The sequence below is a fragment of the Micromonospora sp. WMMC415 genome (genome assembly GCF_009707425.1).
Taxonomy (GTDB): Bacteria; Actinomycetota; Actinomycetes; order Mycobacteriales; family Micromonosporaceae; genus Micromonospora.
In genome coordinates this window covers 2,969,243-2,986,571 of sequence record NZ_CP046104.1, presented here as the reverse complement: position 1 = coordinate 2,986,571, position 17,329 = coordinate 2,969,243, and the positions used below count along the sequence as shown (strand labels likewise).

Below are 17,329 nucleotides of genomic sequence, written 5' to 3'. Positions count from 1 at the left end.
GCACCCCACCGGAATTCTCGCAGGCACCCGGGCAGCCTGCGGCGGGTCGCGCCCGGCGCGGATGGGCAGCGCCGGCGGAACCCCGCACCCACCATCCGACCTCCCGGAAGGCATTTCGCCATGAGCAACCCACCGGTCCCCCGTGCGGACCGACCGAGCCGGGCCCGCGCCGCCCGACTCCTCGCCCTGACCGCAGCGGTCACGGGTGCCCTGGTCGGCGCGACCGTCGCCCTCGCCCCGACGGCCAGCGCCGGCACGACACTCGGCGCGTCCGCCGGCGAGAAGGGCCGCTACTTCGGTGCCGCGGTCGCGGCGAACAAGCTGTCCGACAGTACGTACGTGGGCATCCTGAACCGCGAGTTCAACTCGGTCACGCCCGAGAACGAGATGAAGATCGACGCGACCGAGCCGCAGCAGGGGCAGTTCACCTTCACCAACGCCGACCGCATCGTCAACCACGCCCGGTCGAACGGCATGAAGGTGCGGGGCCACACCCTGGCCTGGCACTCGCAGCAGCCGGGCTGGATGCAGAACATGTCCGGCACCGCGCTGCGCCAGGCGATGCTCAACCACGTCACCCAGGTGGCCACCTACTACCGCGGCAAGATCGATTCCTGGGACGTGGTGAACGAGGCGTTCGCCGACGGCTCCACCGGCGCCCGCCGCGACTCGAACCTCCAGCGCACCGGCAACGACTGGATCGAGGCGGCGTTCCGCGCCGCGCGGGCCGCGGACCCGAACGCGAAGCTCTGCTACAACGACTACAACACCGACGACTGGACGCACGCGAAGACGCAGGCCGTCTACCGCATGGTCCAGGACTTCAAGCAGCGCGGCGTGCCGATCGACTGCGTCGGCCTCCAGTCGCACTTCAACAACCAGTCGCCGTACCCGAGCAACTACCGCACCACGCTGTCCAGCTTCGCCGCGCTCGGCGTCGACGTGCAGATCACCGAACTGGACATCGAGGGGGCGTCGGCGGACACCTACCGCCGGGTCGTCGAGGACTGCCTCGCCGTCGCCCGCTGCAACGGCATCACGGTCTGGGGCATCCGGGACACCGACTCGTGGCGGGCCTCGCAGAACCCGCTGCTCTTCGACGGCAGCGGCAACAAGAAGCCCGCGTACACCGCGGTGCTGAACGCCCTCAACGGCGGCGCCACGCCGCCGCCCAGCACCACGCCGCCGCCGACGACCCCGCCGCCGTCGACGCCGCCGCCCAGCACGCCCCCGCCCGGTCCCGGCGGCTGCTCGGCGACGGTGTCGCTGCAGACCTGGACCGGCGGCTTCGTCGCCACCGTACGGGTCACGGCCGGCTCCGCCGGCACCAACGGCTGGGCGGTCAACCTGACGCTTCCCGGCGGCGTCTCGCTGGTCAACACGTGGAACGCCACACCGAGCGCCAACAGCGGGGCGGTCCGGTTCAGCAACGTGAGCTACAACGGCCGGCTGGGCTCCGGCCAGACCACCGAGTTCGGGTTCCAGGGCAACGGCAACGCCGGCACCCTGACCCCGGCCTGCTCGGCGAGCTGACCGGGCCGGCGCCCGGTGCGGGTTCCCCCCTCCCCGCACCGGGCGCCACCCTTTCGTGGCGTTTCGTCCGGTCCGCTCCGGGAACCCGCCCGCCGCAGGCGCGAGCGGAGGGACCGATCAGGTGAGCATGGACGGCGACAGGTACATCCCGGCCGCCCCGTGGCCCCTGCCCCGCGACGCCACGGTCGCGGACCACATCGTGCAGCGGATGGCCTGCTGGGGCGTGCGCCGGTACTTCGGCTATCCGGGCGACGGCATCAACGGCATGACCTCGGCCCTGCAACGCACCCACGAACAGGCGCACTTCGTGCAGGTCCGGCACGAGGAAACCGCCGGCTTCGCGGCGTCGGCGCACGTCAAGTACGGCGGCGGCCCGCTCGGCTGCATCCTCGTGACCAGCGGTCCCGGCGCGATCCACGTCCTCAACGGCCTGTACGACGCCAAACTCGACCACCAGCCGGTCGTCGCGCTGCTCGGTCACACCGCGCTCACCGCCGAGGGCGGCGGCTACTACCAGGAGGTCGACCTGCTCGCCCTCTACAAGGACGTCGCCGCGGCGTTCCTCGCGCAGGTCGACCACCCCGCCCAGGTCCGCCACCTGGTGGACCGGGCCTGCCGGACGGCGCTCGACCGCCGTACCGTCACCGCCCTGGTCCTCCCCCTCGACCTGCAGGACAAGCCGGCGGTGCCGGACCCACCGCACGCGCACGGCTACTACCACACCAGCAGCGTGCCGAGCACCGGCCCGACCGTGCCGCCGGAGGCCGACGTCCGCCGCGCCGCCGAGGTGCTGGGCAGCGGCGAGCGGGTGGCGATGCTCGTCGGGCAGGGCGCGCTCGGCGCCGAGACCGAGGTACGCGAGGTCGCCCACCGGCTCGGTGCGGGCGTCGCGACCGCCCTGCTGGGATTCGCCGCCGTCGACCACCGTGAGCCCTGGGTCACCGGCGCGATCGGCCTGCTCGGCACCCGGCCGAGCTGGCACCTGATGAACCACTGCGACCGGCTGCTCATCGTCGGCAGCAACATGCCGTACTCCGAGTTCTATCCGCCGCCCGGGCAGGCACGGGCGGTGCAGATCGACCGGGACGGCACGCTGATGGGGCTGCGCTACCCGACCGAGGTGAACCTGACCGGCGACGCCGCACCCACCCTGCGGGCGCTGCTGCGGGAGCTGGGCCCGGGGCCCGGACCGACGAGGTGGCGGGAGACGATCACCCGGGAGACGGCGGCGTGGCGGCAGGCGCAGCGCGACCTCGCCCAGCAGCCCGCCGACCCGGTCAACCCGCAACTGCTCTTCGCCGCCCTGAGCGACCGGCTGCCCGACGACGTGATGCTGGCCGTCGACTGCGGAACCGCGACCGCCTGGTACGCGCGCCACGTCCAGGTCCGCCCCGGGATGCTGGCCAGCCTGTCCGGCACGCTGCTGTCCATGGGCGGCGCCATGCCGTACGCCCTCGCCGCCAAGTTCGCCCACCCGGACCGCCCGCTCGTCGCGCTGATCGGCGACGGCGCGATGCAGATGAACGGCGTCAACGAGCTGATCACCGTGGCCAAGTACTGGCGCGGCTGGCCCGACCCGCGCTTCGTCGTCCTGGTGCTCAACAACCGGGACCTGGCGTTCGTCAGCTGGGAGCAGCGGTCCACCGAGGGCACGCCGATGTTCCCCGACAGCCAGCAACTGCCCGACATCGGCTACCACCGGTGGGCGGAGGTGCTCGGACTCGGCGGCGAACTCGTCGACTCCCCCGACCAGATCCCGGCGGTCTGGGAGCGGGCGTTGACCGCCGACCGGCCGACCGTGATCAACGCGCTGGTGGACCCCGCCGAGCTGATGCTGCCCCCGCACTTCACCGCCGACCAGGCCCGCAAGACCGCCGGGGCGCTCTTGCGCGGCGACACCGACTGGGCGGGCATCCTCCGGCGGGGCCTGCCCGCGACGGTCGCCGCGTACAAGCCGCGCCGGGGTTGAGCGCCGTCGGTCAGTCGCGCTTCACCGCGGCGACGAAGACCCCCCAGGCGTACGGCTCGAAGCGCAGCGTCCCGCCGTCGCGGTCCTTGGAGTCGCGCACCAGCACCACACCCGGCAGATTGTCGGCAACCTCCACACAGGACCCGCCGTTCGAACCCGAACGGGTCGACGTGCGCCATCGGGCGGCGTTCAGATCCATGGCCTCGCCACCTCCTCGATCAGTGTGAGCGACTGACTCCGCGACAGCGCTTCGCCACGAACCGTCTCCCACATCCCTTGAAGGGTAACGATGTCCTCGGCCTGCGCGACGACCTGTGCCCTGACCTGCTGGTCAAGATGAGCCACTGCTGATCCGTCCGGCAGCGTGGCCAGGATGAAGCCGCCCTGTAGTCCGGGATGCAGGCCGGCGGTCGCCGGTATCACCGCCACCTGGATGTTCGGTTGCCGCGCGCGGTCGAGCAGCAGCCGGAACTGCTGCGCCATGACCGAGGCGTGGTTGACCATCGGGCGACGGAGCGCCATCTCGTCGATCACCACGAGCATCTGTGGCGGGTCCTCCCGCTGGAGGATCTCCTGACGGGTGAGCCGCGCTGAGACCAACTGGTCGACCCGAGCCGCAGGCAACGGGACCCCGGCGAGCGTGGCGCGGGCGTAGGCCTCGGTTTGCAGCAGCCCGGGAAGGTCGGCCGGTTCGTACCAGCGGAGCGGGACCGCTTCCCGTTCGAACTCGATCCATTCGCGCAGCCAGACCGGGGCGGCGTCGTCCTTGACCAGGTCGGACCAGAGCCGGACGAACAGCCCGCCGGTGTCGAGCGCCTTGTCGATCGCGGCGAGGTAGTCCTCCCGGGGCGGCCGGGTGCCCAACTCCACGGCGCTGACCTGCTTGCCGGAGAAGTGCGCCCGCTCGCCCAACTCGTCCTGGGTGAGCCCGGCCAGGGTGCGCTGGCGGCGCAGTTCGGCCAGCAGGAACTCCGACGCGGACACGCTCATCGGTTCTCGATCCCCTCTACGCCGACCCGCCGCGATTCGCGGCCGTTCTCCGGCAGAGTGGCCAGGCTCCCCGGCGACCTGCCGAAGCTTCCGAGCGTAACGGTGTCCTCACCAGACTGTGCGCGTGCGGCGCCGGATCGGTCCGTCCCCCGGCCGATCCGGCGCCGCTCCGAGGAGGCGAACATGATGGACGGTGATGTCGGCCCGCACGCCCTACCCGTCGCGCTGCCGGAGTGTGGCGACTCGGCGGCGACGCGGATCGAGGTCTACTCGGCCGACTCTCTCGACGCGAACGCCTACACCTGCCACGTCCACACCGACGAGGCCCTCGCCGCGATCGGCCGTGCTGGGCTCCACGGGCACCCGGTGCCGCTCGCCCCCGACATCACCCGGCCCTGCGGACACGTGCACGTCTACCCCACCGGCCAGTTGGGTGACCGGCACGACCCGGGCCATCCGCCGTGGTGCGACCGGGCCGGCTGCACCACCCGTGGCCAGCACCGGTCCGTCCAACTGCCGATCAGCGTCGGCCAGCCGGAGGCGGCCATCGCCTATCTGGCCCTCACCCGGTGCCTCGCTCCGGCCCTGGAGCCGGCGCTGACTCTCACGGTCGTCGACGGCGACACCGGCACCGAGGTCGTGCTGTCCCTCGGGCAGGGTCGCGTCCTGTCGTACCGGGTCCGCCGACTGCTCGACCTGGCGACCCGACACCCCGGCAGGCGACCGCGCCGGTAGTGCCCCATCGGTCGACGGCGGCCCGCCTCGGTTCACCGAGCGCAACGGACGCTGGGAGGGCGCTGCACACGAGGAGCCCGCTAACCGGGGCGAGGGCTGGACAATGATGAAGCGCCCGTTCGAGGGCCGCCCCGGCTGCGGTCCATCGGCCCGGCTGCCCTACTGCGGCGGGTACTGCTGCGGCGGGTACTGCTGCGGGGGCGGCGCGACCTGGGTCACCGTCGTCGTCGAGCGACTCTTCGACTGGGCGAACCACCAGTGGATCGGCCAGATCACCCAGGCGATGCCGCAGGTGAACAGGCCGCCGACGGCGTAGAGGACGTGCATCCAGCCGGGAATCCCGCCTGAAGCCACGGTGGTCTGGTGGTAGCCGATCGGCGGGGGGTACGCCTGGGGCGGGTACGGGCCGGACGCCTGCGGCGGCGGGTACTGCGGGCCCCCCATCGGCGGCGGGTACGAGCCGGCTTGCGGCGGAACGGGCTGCTGCTGATGCTGGGTCGGGTCGTCCGGATACATCGGGCCAGGCTATCGCCGCGGGTCCACATCGGGCGCCCGCCAATCGGGCATGAAAAGCCCCGCCCTCGCCCGACCGCCGACGGGCACCGCGCCGGCTCGTTAAGAAGGGCCCCTTGTACAACGCCAGGCGTTAACAAGGGGCCCTTCCTTACACCTCAGCCGCGGCGGTCGAGCCAGCGGCGGAATTCCTCCAGCGGGTCCTCGGTGCGGTCCTCGCGGCGGTCGTCGCGCTGCGGGCGGCGGTCGTCCGGCTCGGGACGCTCGGTCGGGCGCTGCGGGTCGCCGACCAGCGCCGGGCTGGGCGCGGCGAACGCCTTCTCCGGCTGGCCCGCCACCGCGGTGGCGATCACCCGGGCCACCGCGTCGATCACCTTCGCCTGCACCGGGCCGCCGACGGCGTCGGTCGTGTCGTCGGGGTTGGCGGCGATGCCGGCCACCGCGACCTGCGGGGTGAAGCCGACGAACGTCTCGGTGGCGTTGCCCTCGGAGCTACCGGTCTTGCCGGCGACCGGGCGGCCGTCGAGGATCCGGGTCACCGAGGTGGCGGTGCCGCCGTTGCACTGGCCGAACGGGGACTGCTGGCCGACCGGGCAGCGGGCGGCGTCGGTGGCGGCCCGCGCGACGTCGGCGTCGAGCACCCGCTTGCAGGACGGCTCGACCGACACCGTCGAGCCGTCCGCCGCGGTCACCGAGACCACCGGCAGCGGCTTGCAGTACGTGCCCTCCGCGGCCACGGTGGCGTACGCGTTGGCCAGGTCGAGCGGGGTGGTGGAGGCGACGCCCAGGGTGAAGGCGCCCCAGTTCTCGGCGTTGTTCTCGGCGAAGGTGGCGTCGGCGTCGGCGCGGAAGGTGATGCCGAGGCGCTGCGCCATCTCGACCACCTTCTCCGGCCCGACCTGCTCGGCGAGCCACACGAAGTACGTGTTCACCGAGCGGCCGAAGCCGTCCCACATCATCCGGTACCCGTCCATCCACTCCGGGTTGGCGTTGGCCGGGCACCACCGGCCGTCGCAGGAGCCCTCGCCGTCGGCGGCGTACCGGGTGGGCAGGCGGCTCGGCGCGTCGAAGCCGGTGGACAGCGGCTTGCCGGCCTCCAGGGCGGCGAGCATGGTGAACAGTTTGAACGTCGAACCCGCCTGGTACCCGGCGACGCTGCCGCCGCCGGAGATCAGCGGGTTGACGGTGTTCGGGTGGTTGACCTGCCCGTCCGGGTTCGCGTCGAGGCTGTAGTGCCGGTTGACCGCCAGGGCGAGGACGCGGCCGGTGCCCGGCTCGACGGCGGCGATCGGCAGGGCGCGCTTGTTGTCGTACCCGTAGACGCTGGTCGCCTGCTGCTGGGCGGTGGCCTGGACCTGCGGGTCCAGCGAGGTGACGACGGTGTAGCCGCCGCGGCGCAGCGCCTGCTCCCGCTCCTCGACGGTCGCGCCGAAGGCCGGCTGGGTGAGCCACCACTGGCGCAGGTAGTCGCAGAAGAAGCCCCAGTCGTCGTGTCCGCCGGCCGGGGCGGTGCAGCCGTTGGGCTGGGCGGTGGGGCGCAACGTGAGCTTCTCGGCCTTGGCGGTCGCGGCCTGGTCGGCGGTGGCCGCGCCGGTGGCGACCATCGCGTCGAGCACGTACGCCCGCCGGTCCAGCGCCGCGTCGGCGTCGCCGTCGATCGGGCTGTACGCCTCGGGCGACTGCACCAGCCCGGCGAGCAGGGCCGCCTCGGCCAGGGTCAGGTCGGCCGGCGCCTTGGCGAAGTAGCGCTGGCTGGCCGCCGCGATGCCGTACGACCCGGACCCGAAGTACGCGATGTTCAGGTAGCGGTTGAGGATCTCGTCCTTGCTGAGGCTGTCCTCCAGCGCGTTCGCGTACCGGATCTCCTGGAGCTTCCGCTCGACGGTCTGCTCGGTGGCCGCGGCGCGCTGCTCGGCGGTGCGGCCGGGGTCGTTCTTGAGGACGTTGCGGACGTACTGCATGGTCAGCGTGGAGCCGCCCTGCGCGGTCTCGCCGCCGCGGACGTTGGCGACCAGGGCGCGGGCCATGCCCCGCAGGTCGACGCCGCCGTGGCTGTAGAAGCGGCGGTCCTCGGCCGCGACGATGGCCTGCCGCATCACCGGCGCGATCTCGTCGAGGGGCACGTCCGTGCGGTTGACGTCGTAGAACGTGGTGATCAACGTCTTGCCGTCGTTGGCGTAGAGGTAGGAGCGCTGCGGCGTGGCCGGGGTGCGCAGCGCGTCGGGCAGCGCCCAGTAGCCCCCGAGGGCCGCGCGGGCGGCGAACCCGACCAGCAGGTTCCCCGGCAGCGCGGCGACCGCCAGGATCAGGCCGGCGACGAGGCCGGCGAGCAGCACGGTGAACAGCCGCGCCAGCGGCGTACGGGAGGCCATGGTCCCCAGGATTGCCACGAAAGCCGCCAACCGACCACCCTGAGCAGGCCGTTGTCAGCAACCTCACGGTAAGTAACCAGCCCTCTCCCAGCCGCCGCCGACCTGGTCGATCATGAAGTTGGCGGGTGATGTGGAGATCGACACGCCCGTCAACTCCATGATCGACAGGAGCTGGGGCGTCAGCCCGCCGCCAGGGGGCCGCCGGGGGTGCCGGGGGTGCCGGGGGTGGGGGTGGAGGTTGCCACGCTGGCGTTCGTCGCGTCGCGGATGATGTCGCGCGGCAGCAGGCGGCCGGAACGGTAACCGATGCCGATACCGGCGATCAGCACGAAGATCGCACCGAACGTCTGCAACGAGCCGATCAGCGACCCGCCCAGGCCGAGCAGCGGCGCCGCGATCATCAGCATCGCGCCGTCCCCCATGCTGAACATGCCGGAGCGGGCCACCGCCCAGCCGATCGACAGCCACGCCAGGCTGTAGAACGTCGCGCCGACGAGCACCAGCGTGCGGGCGGTGGTGCCGAAGACCGGCGTCTCCTCCGCCAGGCCGGCGAACGGCAGCATGAGCACGGTGCCGGCGAGGCCCAGCAACAGGCCGGCCACCGCACCGCGGCGGCTGCGGGTCGCCGCGAGCAGGCCGGTCAGGGCGAGCACCGCCAGCAACCCGAGCCACACCGCGACCACCCACCCCACCAGGTAGAGGGGACGCCCGTCGGCCGGGTACGGGTCGTTGCCGATCCCGCCGTCGCTGGCCATCGACACGAGGCCGTAGAGGATCGCGTACGCGGGAAGCAGCCACACCGCCGCGCGGGCCAGCCGTCGCAGCGACCAGGCCCAGGTGGCGTTGGTGGCCGGCGCCGCGGGCGGCGGGTCGCCGACGAACGGCAGCACCCCGAAGCCCCCGCCGGTACGCCGGGTGCCCAGCGGCCCGGCGGGGTCGTGCGCGCCCGGCACCGCCGCCGAGGACCGTGACCGCTTCGCCGGATCCATCATGGGTGACCTCGCTCCCTGCACGAGCGGTGCGGGACACGCCGGGGCGCCCCGAGGCCTGGTCACCGCCCGTCCTAGGACCGATGGTGGCAGGCGCCGGAGCGCCCCATGAGGAGTTCTCGGTTTTGGCCCGGGTTTACCGGATCAGCCCCGTTCGCGCTGGTCGGCGGGGTCGCTGAGGAGGCTGGCCGGGGAGACCGGCTCCGGCGCGGGGAGCCCCTGCGGCGCCTTGCCGCCGGTGGCCTGCGCCTCGGCGACGCGTACCTCGTCGTGGATCTCCTGCGCGGCGGCGGCCGCGGCCTGCGCCGCCTCGGCGGCCTCGCGCTCGACCTGGCTCGCGCCGTCGGAGGCCTCCGGCGACGGGACGTCGCCGACCATCTGGCTCAGCCCGCCCAACGCGCCGCCCATGCCCTCGAGGGCCTTGGTCAGCTCGGCCGGGACGATCCAGACCTTGTTGGCGGTGCCGTTGGCGATCTGCGGCAGCGCCTGCAGGTACTGGTACGCGAGCACCTTCTGGCTCGGGTTCGCCTGGTGGATCGCGTCGAAGACCGTGCGGATCGCCTTGGCCTGGCCCTCCGCCTGGAGGATCCGCGCCTGCCGGTCACCGTCGGCGCGCAGCACCGCCGCCTGCTTCTCACCCTCGGCGGTCAGGATCTGCGACTGCTTGTGCCCCTCGGCGTTGAGGATCGCGGCGCGGCGGTCCCGCTCGGCGCGCATCTGCTTCTCCATCGAGTCACGGATGCTCGGCGGCGGCTCGATCGCCTTGATCTCCACCCGGGTGACCTTGATGCCCCACCGGCCGGTGGTCTCGTCGAGCACGCCGGACAGGTGCCGGTTGATCTCCTCGCGGCTGGTGAGCGCCCGCTCCAGGTCGAGGGAGCCGATCACGTTACGCAGCGTGGTGACGGTGAGCTGCTCGATGGCCTGGAGGAAGTTCGAGATCTCGTACGTCGCCCGGACCGAGTCGACGACCTTGAAGTAGAGGACCGTGTCGATCGAGACGACCAGGTTGTCCGAGGTGATCACGGGCTGCGGCGGGAAGCTGACCACCTGCTCCCGCATGTCGACCTTGGTGCGCACCGAGTCGACGAACGGCACCAGCAGGTTGAGCCCCGGGTTCAACGTGCGCTTGTAGCGGCCGAGCCGCTCCACCACGTCCTGGCGCTGCTGCGGCACGATGCGCACCGACTTCGCCAGGGTCACCACCGCGATCACCGCCACGGCTATCAGCAGGACCGGGAACACGAGTTCCATATGCTCACCTTTTCGCGTCGGGTAGCTCGCCGGGGGAAGAAAGGTCGTCCCGCCACACCAGGGCGGTGGCGCCGCGTATTTGGATCACCTGCACCCGGTCGCCCGGGACGAAGACCTGGGTGGCGTCGTAGGAGCGGGCCTGCCACAACTCGCCGTCGATCTTGACCAGGCCGTGGTCGGTGTCGACCCGCTCCAGCACGAGGGCGGTGGACCCCTCGATGGCCCCCACGCCGAACGGCTCCTCGCCGCCGGCCGGCGCGGAGCGCCGGCGCAGCGCCGGGCGGACGCCCAGCACGGTCAACGCCGAGACCACCGCGAAGACGATCGCCTGGATCTCCACAGGGGCACCCAGCGCCGCGGCGCCCGCGGCGGCGAACGCGCCGACCGCGAACATGATCAGAAAAAGCGTCGTCGTGAAGATCTCGGCGATGGCGAGCACCACGCCGAGCACGATCCACAGCACCGCGTCCACGTAACGATCGTGACACGCGAATGCCAGTGTCATCGAACTGTCATGTTGGCCTCCACCCCACGGCTTTAGCCGGGGGATCCCCGTAGCTAAGGCGTTTCAGGCCGTAGCCGTTGGGGTGGTTGGCGCTTCGTTGACCGCCCAGCGGCGAGGTCTCCACGCCCGATCACCGCAAGCCCGGCGGCGAGGATGTTCTTGGCCGCGTTCACGTCGGCGTTGTCCTGGTGCCCACAGGCGACGCACCGGAAGACCACTTGGCTCTCGCGGGACTGTCGGGCGACATGCGTGCAGGCATTGCAGGTTTGCGACGTGTACGCGGGGTTGACCTTGACAATGGTCGCCCCATGGTAGCGGGCGGCGTGCTCAATCTGGACCAGGAACGCCCCCCAGCCCTTGGCGAGAATGGCCCGATTCAGGCCAGCCTTCTGCCGCACGTTACGGCCGGGCTGCTCGAGGCTGCCCCTGGCGCTGGCGGTCATGTTCGCGATCCGCAGATCCTCCACGACGACCAAGCCGTGGTCGCGAACGAGCTGCACGGCGGTCTGCGCTGCGAAGTCAGCCCGCCGGTCGCGGATACGGGCATTGAGACGGGCAAACTCACCTCGGATCCGATCGCGACGATTCGACCGGCGGTTACGGCCATGCACCCGCAACGAACGGGACAAGCGTTGCTGCAACCGCTTCAGTCTGACCGTCTCGCCTGGGGTGACGAACCCCCGGTCGTGCCGGTCGCCGTCGGAGGTGACCACCGCCACAGCTACACCCCGATCGACGCCGACTGGCGGCTTCCCGTTGGGCGCCGACTCGGCCACGCCGTCCTCAACGCAGAACGAGATGTACCAGCGCCCACCGCGGCGCGAGACGGTAGCGTTGCGGACGGCGCCGCCGAGCGGCCGACTCCACCGGAACCGCACCGCTCCAAACTTCGGCAGCCGCACTTCACCCCACCGCCGACTGAGCCGACGCACTACGATCTGCTCGCGATCGGGAAACCGGAACGACGGCGCGGTACGCGACTTGGACCGCCACCGCACCTTCCACGTCCCATGCGCCTTGCAGGCCCGTTCCAGGTCCCGCAACGTCTGCTGCAGCACGTGCGACGGAGCGTCGGCCAGCCACGCGCAATGCGGGTCCTTCTTCGCCTCAGCCATCTGCCGAGCCTGGCCCACATAGCCGATGAACGCCCCACGTCGACGGTACTCACGGCGCTGCTCCAACGCCGTGTTCCACACTGCCCGGCACGCCGCACCAACCTGTTCGGCATAGGCGGCCTGCTCATCGGTCAACGCGAGCAGGTAACGACGGCCGGTCAACATTCAACGCCCCTGGCCTGCTCCACGTACTACGTCACCGTCGCCAGCGGGCGCCACCGTAGCCGCCAGAAGCACGAGTTGACCTACGACGCCGCCAGCCAGCAGCAAGCAACCTGAACCCTCCCGCAACCCCATGGCGGACACCCAGCCAGCGTACAGCTGAGCACGACCCGCCGTCCGTCCACAACTGACACGCGGGCCCTACGCCCAACGCCCGGTTCTGCGTGCTACGCATTTCGTGATCAGTAGGCTTCGGGCAGCCGCGCCAGGAGGAGAGCCTGTGTCCCTGCTGCCCGAGACCGCCCGCCGGATCGACACCCTGGTCGCCGAGGCGCAGTCCGCCGGACGTACGCCGTCGCTCGCGATCGGCCTGGTTCGGGACGGCGCGCTCGCCCACCTCGCCACCGCCGGCGACACCCCCCGCCCGGACGCCGACCTCCAGTACCGCATCGGCTCGATCAGCAAGACGATGACGGCGACCCTGGTCCTGCAGGAGCGCGACGCGGGCCGGCTGGCGCTGGACGACCCGCTCGACCGGCACCTGCCCGGCACCCCGGTCGGCGGGCTCACCCTGCGGCACCTGCTCGGCCACGCGAGCGGCCTGCAACGGGAGCCGGTGGGCTCCTGGTGGGAGCGGGCCGAGGGCGGGGACCTGGCGGCACTGCTCGCCGGGCTGCACGCCGACAAGATCGCCTACCCGCCGCACCGGTCGTACCACTACTCGAACCTGGCCTACGGGCTGCTGGGCGGCGTGCTCGAACGGGTCACCGGCACCGCCTGGGCGGACCTGCTGCGGCAGCGGATCCTGGAGCCGCTCGACATGCGCCGGACCACGTACGCCGCGACCGAGCCGTTCGCCCGTGGCTACGTCGTCCACCCCTGGACCGACACGCTGCGGGAGGAGCCCCGGACGGACACCGGCGCGATGGCCCCCGCCGGTCAGCTCTGGTCCACCGTGGCGGACCTGGCCCGCTGGGCGGCGTTCCTCGCCGACCCCGCCCCGGACGTGCTCACGCCGGAGACGGTGACCGAGATGTGCGCGCCGGTGGTGATCAGCGACCTGGAGTCGTGGACCGGCGGGCACGGTCTCGGCCTGGAGCTCCACCGGCGCGGCGACCGTGTGTACGTGGGCCACGGCGGCTCGATGCCCGGCTACGTCGCCGCCCTCGCGGTGCACCGGGCGAGCCGCACCGCCGTGGTCGGCTTCGCCAACTCGTACGGCTTCCGCAAGGGCGGGATCGGCGGTCTCGCCCTGCGGCTGCTCGACCTGGTGCTGGACGCCGAGCCGGTGCCCCCGGCGCCCTGGCGACCCGCCGCCGCGCCGCCGGACGAGGTGGCCGGGCTGGCGGGGCGCTGGTGGTGGATGGGCGTGCCGATGGACGTCACCTGGGAGGCCGGCGAGCTGGTGGCCGCCGTACGCGGCGAGCGGGTCAGCCGGTTCGCCGTGGAGGGGCCGGACCGCTGGCGGGGCCGCTCCGGGCCGGAGAACGGTGAGATCCTGTCGGTGCTGCGCGACGGAGCCGGCGCGGCCGTGGCGCTGGACATCGCCACGTTCGTCTTCACCCGCAGCCCGGACGAGGAGCCGTGAGGTCTCGGCGGCGTCGGACCGGCTCAGCGCCAGGGCCGGGCCGGCCCCCGCGACGTGCCGGGCGGCCCCTCAGTCCTCCGGCTCGGTGACGAAGTCGATCAGGCGCTCCATCGCGTTGATCAGTGGTGTCTCGACGTCGGCGAAGCTGTCCACCCGGGAGAGGATGTGCCGCCACATGTCGGCGGGCTCGGCCACGCCGAGAGCGGCGCAGACCCCCTCCTTCCAGGGCCGGCCGGGCGGCACCACCGGCCACGCCGCGATGCCCAGCGCCGCCGGCTTGACCGCCTGCCACACGTCGACGTAGGGGTGCCCGGTCACCAGCACGTACGGGGAGGTCACCCGGGCCACGATCCGGCTCTCCTTGGAGTTCGGCACGAGGTGGTCGACGAGGACGCCGAGCCGCCGGCCCGGGCCGGGCGCGAAGTCGCGGACCTCCGCGTCGAGGGCGTCGATGCCGTCCAGTGGCTCCACCACGACGCCCTCGATGCGCAGGTCGTCACCCCAGATCCGTTCGACGAGGGCGGCGTCGTGGATCCCCTCCACCCAGATCCGGCTGGCCTTGGCCACCTGGGCGCGGACGTTGTCCACAGCGATCGAGCCGGAGGCGGTGCGCCGCCGGGCCGCCGGCACCGTGGGGCGTGCCGGACGGCGCAGCGTCACCGGCCGGCCGTCGAGCAGGAACGCCGCCGGCAGCAGCGGGAAGTTGCGCCGCCGCCCGTGCCGGTCCTCCAGCACCACCGCGCCGGACTCGAAACCGACGACGGCCCCGCAGAAACCCGAGTCGGCGTCCTCGACCACGAGGTCGATCTCGGCGTCCACCTCCGGGGTGACCTTGCGCCGCCGCCAGTCCCCCGCCAACACGTCCTGGTCGTACCGCCCCACCATGCCGATCACGCTAACGACCCGTGCCCGCGTCCCGCTCCCGCCACGCCGCCCGCCCGCCCGGCCCTCGTCGATCACGAAGTTGCGGTGCCTGACAAAGGCCACGGAACGCCAGAAACGTCCACCACAACTCCATGATCGGTGAGAGTGGGACGAGCAGGGCGCGGGAGACCGACGGCACGGGCGGCAGTCGAGACAGGGGCGGTCGTCAGCACGTACCCTTTCGGCATGTCCACCCCCGCAGCGGGCGCCGCCACCATCGCGCCGCGCCGGTCCAGCCGGTTCGTTGCCTGGGTACGCGCGTGGCGCGCCGGGCTGGTGCCCTTCGACGAGGTCGCCGACGCCATCGCCGGTGACGAGGAGCACCTGGTCGCGGACGCCCCCGGCACCTGGACCGACGTCCCGCTGCCCGAGGCCCTGCCCACCCTCGCCAAGCTCTCGCCGGACGAGATCCGCCTGGTGCTGCCCGCCCCGGGTGACCCGCGGGGGCTGCCCGGGCCGGGTGACTTCGCCGGTGCGGCGCTGCTCGCGGGCGAGGCGGTGGTGGCCGGCGCGCTCGGCCTGATCCCGCAGGTCCGCACGCACACCTCCGGCTCCGGGGACACGTTCGAGACGGTGCTGTGGCGGGTCTACCCGCTGCCCGCCGACGCCCCGGCGGCGTCGCTCGCGCTGCCCGGCGCCGCCGAGGCGGAGGCCGAGCTGGCCGCCGCGCTGGCCGAGACCACCGCGGCACTGACCCGGCTGGACGTGGCGCAGTGGCGCCCCGAGCTGGCCGGAGCCCTGGAGGCGCTGCGCCGCCCCGACGGCACCACCGACCTGCCGCCCGGTTTCGACCCGCGCGCCCGCCGGCTGTTCGCCCGCGCCGCCGTACTCGACCGGGTGCTCGCCCTGGCCGGGCACGCCGCGCCCGGCGGCGCGATCAACAACTACGAGGCCCAGCAGCGCGACGCCGCGTTGCGCCCACTGACCACCGCCTGCCGGCAGGCGCTGGTCGCCGCCTGCAACGCCCCGCTGCGCGCGTAGCCCACGCCGGCCCCACCGGTCCGGTCGCCGCGTCCGCCCCGCGTGCCGTACTCGCTTGGCACCGGCCCGGCCTGCGTGTTCGCCTCCGCGCCGGCCCGGCCTGCCGTGTTCGCTCCGATCGGGTCGCCTCTCCGGCCGGGCGACATACCCGTCGGCCCCTTTGCTCTGCTTCAACCCACGCACCGGTTCCGGCACAAAACCGTTGCGTCCGTTGAAGCAGAGCAAAGGGAGGGACGCGGGACAGTCGGGGACGGCGGAGCGAGGGGCCACCCGAGGGTGCCGGCGGGGTCTCCGGCGATCCTTACGTCCCGTACGCCGCCAGGAAGACCCGCACCGCCTCGTCGGCCCAGCGGTGCAGGTCCGCCTCGGGGAACGTGTCGCGGACGCCGAACATCGCCTCGTTCAGCGGGATCGACAGGATCAGGTAGTTGAGGTGCTGCGCGGCGAGCAGCGGGTCGGGCGCGCGCAGCAGCCCCCGCTCGGTGAGCCGCGTGATGACACCGGCGAGGGTGGCGTGGGCGCGCTCGGGCGCGGCGCGGTGCCAGGCGCGGGCCAGGTCGGGGAAGCGGCCCGCCTCGGCGATGAGCATCCGCCGCAGCTGGATCAGGTGCGGCCGGGTCACGCCGACGATGTGCTCACGGGCGAACGCCCCCAGGTCACGCGGCAGGTCGTCGGACTCGGCGAGCGCGTCGACGAACGCCGAGCCGGCCTGTTCGGCGTCGGCGACCGCCCGGGTGAACACCGCTTCGAACAGGGCGTGCTTGTCGGCGAAGTGCGCGTACACCGTCACCTTGGACGCGCCGGCCCGGGCGGCGACACGGTCCATCCCGGCGCCGACGTAGCCGTGTTTCAGGAACTCGGCGAGGGCGGCGTCGAGGATCGTCCGCCGTTTCAGGTCTTTCCGCACACCAAAACTGTACTGTACCGTTCAGTTCATGCCCACGGTCACCTCGCGGGACGGCACCCGCATCGCGTACGAGAGCACCGGGTCGGGGCCGCCGCTGGTCCTCATCGACGCCGCCGGCCACTTCCGGGCCAACAGCTCCCTCCGCGAACTCGCCGACCAGCTCGCCCCGGAATTCACCGTCCTCCGCTACGACCGCCGCGGGCGCGGCGACAGCGCCGACACCCCGCCGTACGCGCCGGCACGGGAGGTCGAGGACCTCGCCGCGCTGGTCACGGCGGTCGGCGCACCCGCGTCGCTGTACGGATACTCGTCCGGCTGTCTCCTCGCGCTGCACGCCGCGGCGGCCGGCCTCGACGTTCACCGGCTGGTCCTGCTGGAGCCGCCGCTCGACCCGGCCGAGGACTCCGCCGAGCAGCGGGCGTTCACGGCGGCGCTGCGAGAGTCGTCCGGCGAGGACACCGTCGCCTTCTTCCTGACCGGCATCGGGGTGCCGGAGGAGGTGGTGGCCGGCATGCGCGGCTCGCCGCACTGGCGGGCCATGGCGTCGGTCGCGCACACCTTCGCGTACGACAGCCAGCTCAGCGAGGCGACGACGGCCGCGCTGCTCAGCCGCGTGACGGTGCCGACGCTGGTGCTGGACAGCGCGGGCAGCAGCGGCGATCTGACCGGCATGGCCGCCACCGCGGCGGCGATGCTGCCGAACGCCGTCCACCGCAGCCTCCCCGGCGAATGGCACCAGGTACCGGCGGAAACGCTTGCGCCGGCGGTCGCCGACTTCCTGCGGTAGCCGGC

The 17,329-nt window shown here is 72.7% G+C and carries 16 protein-coding genes; 6 read left to right on the top strand and 10 right to left on the bottom strand.

The genetic code is table 11. The features are described from left to right. The first annotated feature begins 120 nt into the window (after positions 1 to 120). Positions 121 to 1,533 (top strand): endo-1,4-beta-xylanase, encoded by a 1,413-nt coding sequence (locus tag GKC29_RS14335; RefSeq protein WP_155331311.1) that lies wholly within the window; start codon positions 121 to 123, stop codon positions 1,531 to 1,533. Positions 1,534 to 1,660: 127 nt separating this feature from the next. Continuing rightward, positions 1,661 to 3,502: a thiamine pyrophosphate-requiring protein gene (locus GKC29_RS14330; protein WP_155334136.1), complete on the top strand. Its 1,842-nt coding sequence runs from the start codon at positions 1,661 to 1,663 to the stop codon at positions 3,500 to 3,502. 10 nt (positions 3,503 to 3,512) lie between these two features. Here GKC29_RS14330 and GKC29_RS14325 read toward each other — a convergent pair whose 3' ends face one another. Beyond that, entirely contained in the window at positions 3,513 to 3,701 is a 189-nt protein-coding gene (locus GKC29_RS14325; protein ID WP_155331310.1) for a DUF397 domain-containing protein, read from the bottom strand. Then, complete coding sequence (locus GKC29_RS14320) at positions 3,692 to 4,492, bottom strand: helix-turn-helix transcriptional regulator (RefSeq protein ID WP_155331309.1); 801 nt, start codon at positions 4,490 to 4,492, stop codon at positions 3,692 to 3,694. Before GKC29_RS14320 ends, GKC29_RS14325 begins: the two co-directional genes overlap by 10 nt. Before the next feature lie 183 nt (positions 4,493 to 4,675). Here GKC29_RS14320 and GKC29_RS14315 point away from each other — a divergent pair, with 183 nt between their 5' ends. Beyond that, positions 4,676 to 5,227, top strand: coding sequence for a hypothetical protein (locus GKC29_RS14315; protein ID WP_155331308.1), 552 nt, complete (start codon positions 4,676 to 4,678; stop codon positions 5,225 to 5,227). Positions 5,228 to 5,386: 159 nt separating this feature from the next. Here GKC29_RS14315 and GKC29_RS14310 read toward each other — a convergent pair whose 3' ends face one another. The 6 genes from GKC29_RS14310 to GKC29_RS14285 all read right to left on the bottom strand — a co-directional run bounded on the left by GKC29_RS14310 (position 5,387) and on the right by GKC29_RS14285 (position 12,140). After that, complete coding sequence (locus GKC29_RS14310) at positions 5,387 to 5,743, bottom strand: hypothetical protein (protein ID WP_155331307.1); 357 nt, start codon at positions 5,741 to 5,743, stop codon at positions 5,387 to 5,389. Between the two features lie 155 nt (positions 5,744 to 5,898). Then, positions 5,899 to 8,112: a transglycosylase domain-containing protein gene (locus GKC29_RS14305; RefSeq protein ID WP_155331306.1), complete on the bottom strand. Its 2,214-nt coding sequence runs from the start codon at positions 8,110 to 8,112 to the stop codon at positions 5,899 to 5,901. A 179-nt stretch (positions 8,113 to 8,291) separates the two neighbouring features. Then, positions 8,292 to 9,101 carry a hypothetical protein gene (locus tag GKC29_RS14300; protein WP_370463360.1) on the bottom strand — a complete coding sequence of 270 codons (810 nt, stop codon included), beginning with the start codon at positions 9,099 to 9,101 and terminating at the stop codon, positions 8,292 to 8,294. 144 nt (positions 9,102 to 9,245) lie between these two features. Continuing rightward, on the bottom strand, positions 9,246 to 10,355 hold the full coding sequence (locus GKC29_RS14295) for an SPFH domain-containing protein (RefSeq protein ID WP_155331304.1): 1,110 nt from the start codon (positions 10,353 to 10,355) through the stop codon (positions 9,246 to 9,248). Between the two features lie 4 nt (positions 10,356 to 10,359). Continuing rightward, positions 10,360 to 10,827, bottom strand: coding sequence for an NfeD family protein (locus GKC29_RS14290; RefSeq protein WP_155331303.1), 468 nt, complete (start codon positions 10,825 to 10,827; stop codon positions 10,360 to 10,362). A gap of 86 nt (positions 10,828 to 10,913) precedes the next feature. Next, the gene (locus tag GKC29_RS14285) at positions 10,914 to 12,140 is read right to left on the bottom strand and encodes an RNA-guided endonuclease TnpB family protein (RefSeq protein WP_155331302.1); all 1,227 of its coding nucleotides are present in this window, start codon (positions 12,138 to 12,140) and stop codon (positions 10,914 to 10,916) included. 277 nt (positions 12,141 to 12,417) lie between these two features. Here GKC29_RS14285 and GKC29_RS14280 point away from each other — a divergent pair, with 277 nt between their 5' ends. Further along, entirely contained in the window at positions 12,418 to 13,725 is a 1,308-nt protein-coding gene (locus tag GKC29_RS14280; RefSeq protein ID WP_155331301.1) for a serine hydrolase, read from the top strand. A 69-nt stretch (positions 13,726 to 13,794) separates the two neighbouring features. On the opposite strand, the gene GKC29_RS14275 is transcribed toward GKC29_RS14280, so the two are convergent. Continuing rightward, on the bottom strand, positions 13,795 to 14,610 hold the full coding sequence (locus GKC29_RS14275; RefSeq protein WP_155331300.1) for a DUF3097 domain-containing protein: 816 nt from the start codon (positions 14,608 to 14,610) through the stop codon (positions 13,795 to 13,797). 225 nt (positions 14,611 to 14,835) lie between these two features. On the opposite strand from GKC29_RS14275, the gene GKC29_RS14270 reads away from it, so the two are divergent. Beyond that, positions 14,836 to 15,630, top strand: coding sequence for a hypothetical protein (locus tag GKC29_RS14270; protein ID WP_155331299.1), 795 nt, complete (start codon positions 14,836 to 14,838; stop codon positions 15,628 to 15,630). A gap of 301 nt (positions 15,631 to 15,931) precedes the next feature. Here GKC29_RS14270 and GKC29_RS14265 read toward each other — a convergent pair whose 3' ends face one another. Next, the gene (locus GKC29_RS14265; RefSeq protein WP_155331298.1) at positions 15,932 to 16,537 is read right to left on the bottom strand and encodes a TetR/AcrR family transcriptional regulator; all 606 of its coding nucleotides are present in this window, start codon (positions 16,535 to 16,537) and stop codon (positions 15,932 to 15,934) included. A gap of 28 nt (positions 16,538 to 16,565) precedes the next feature. On the opposite strand from GKC29_RS14265, the gene GKC29_RS14260 reads away from it, so the two are divergent. Then, positions 16,566 to 17,324, top strand: a complete 759-nt coding sequence (locus tag GKC29_RS14260) for an alpha/beta fold hydrolase (protein WP_155331297.1) — start codon at positions 16,566 to 16,568, stop codon at positions 17,322 to 17,324. Positions 17,325 to 17,329 lie beyond the last annotated feature (5 nt).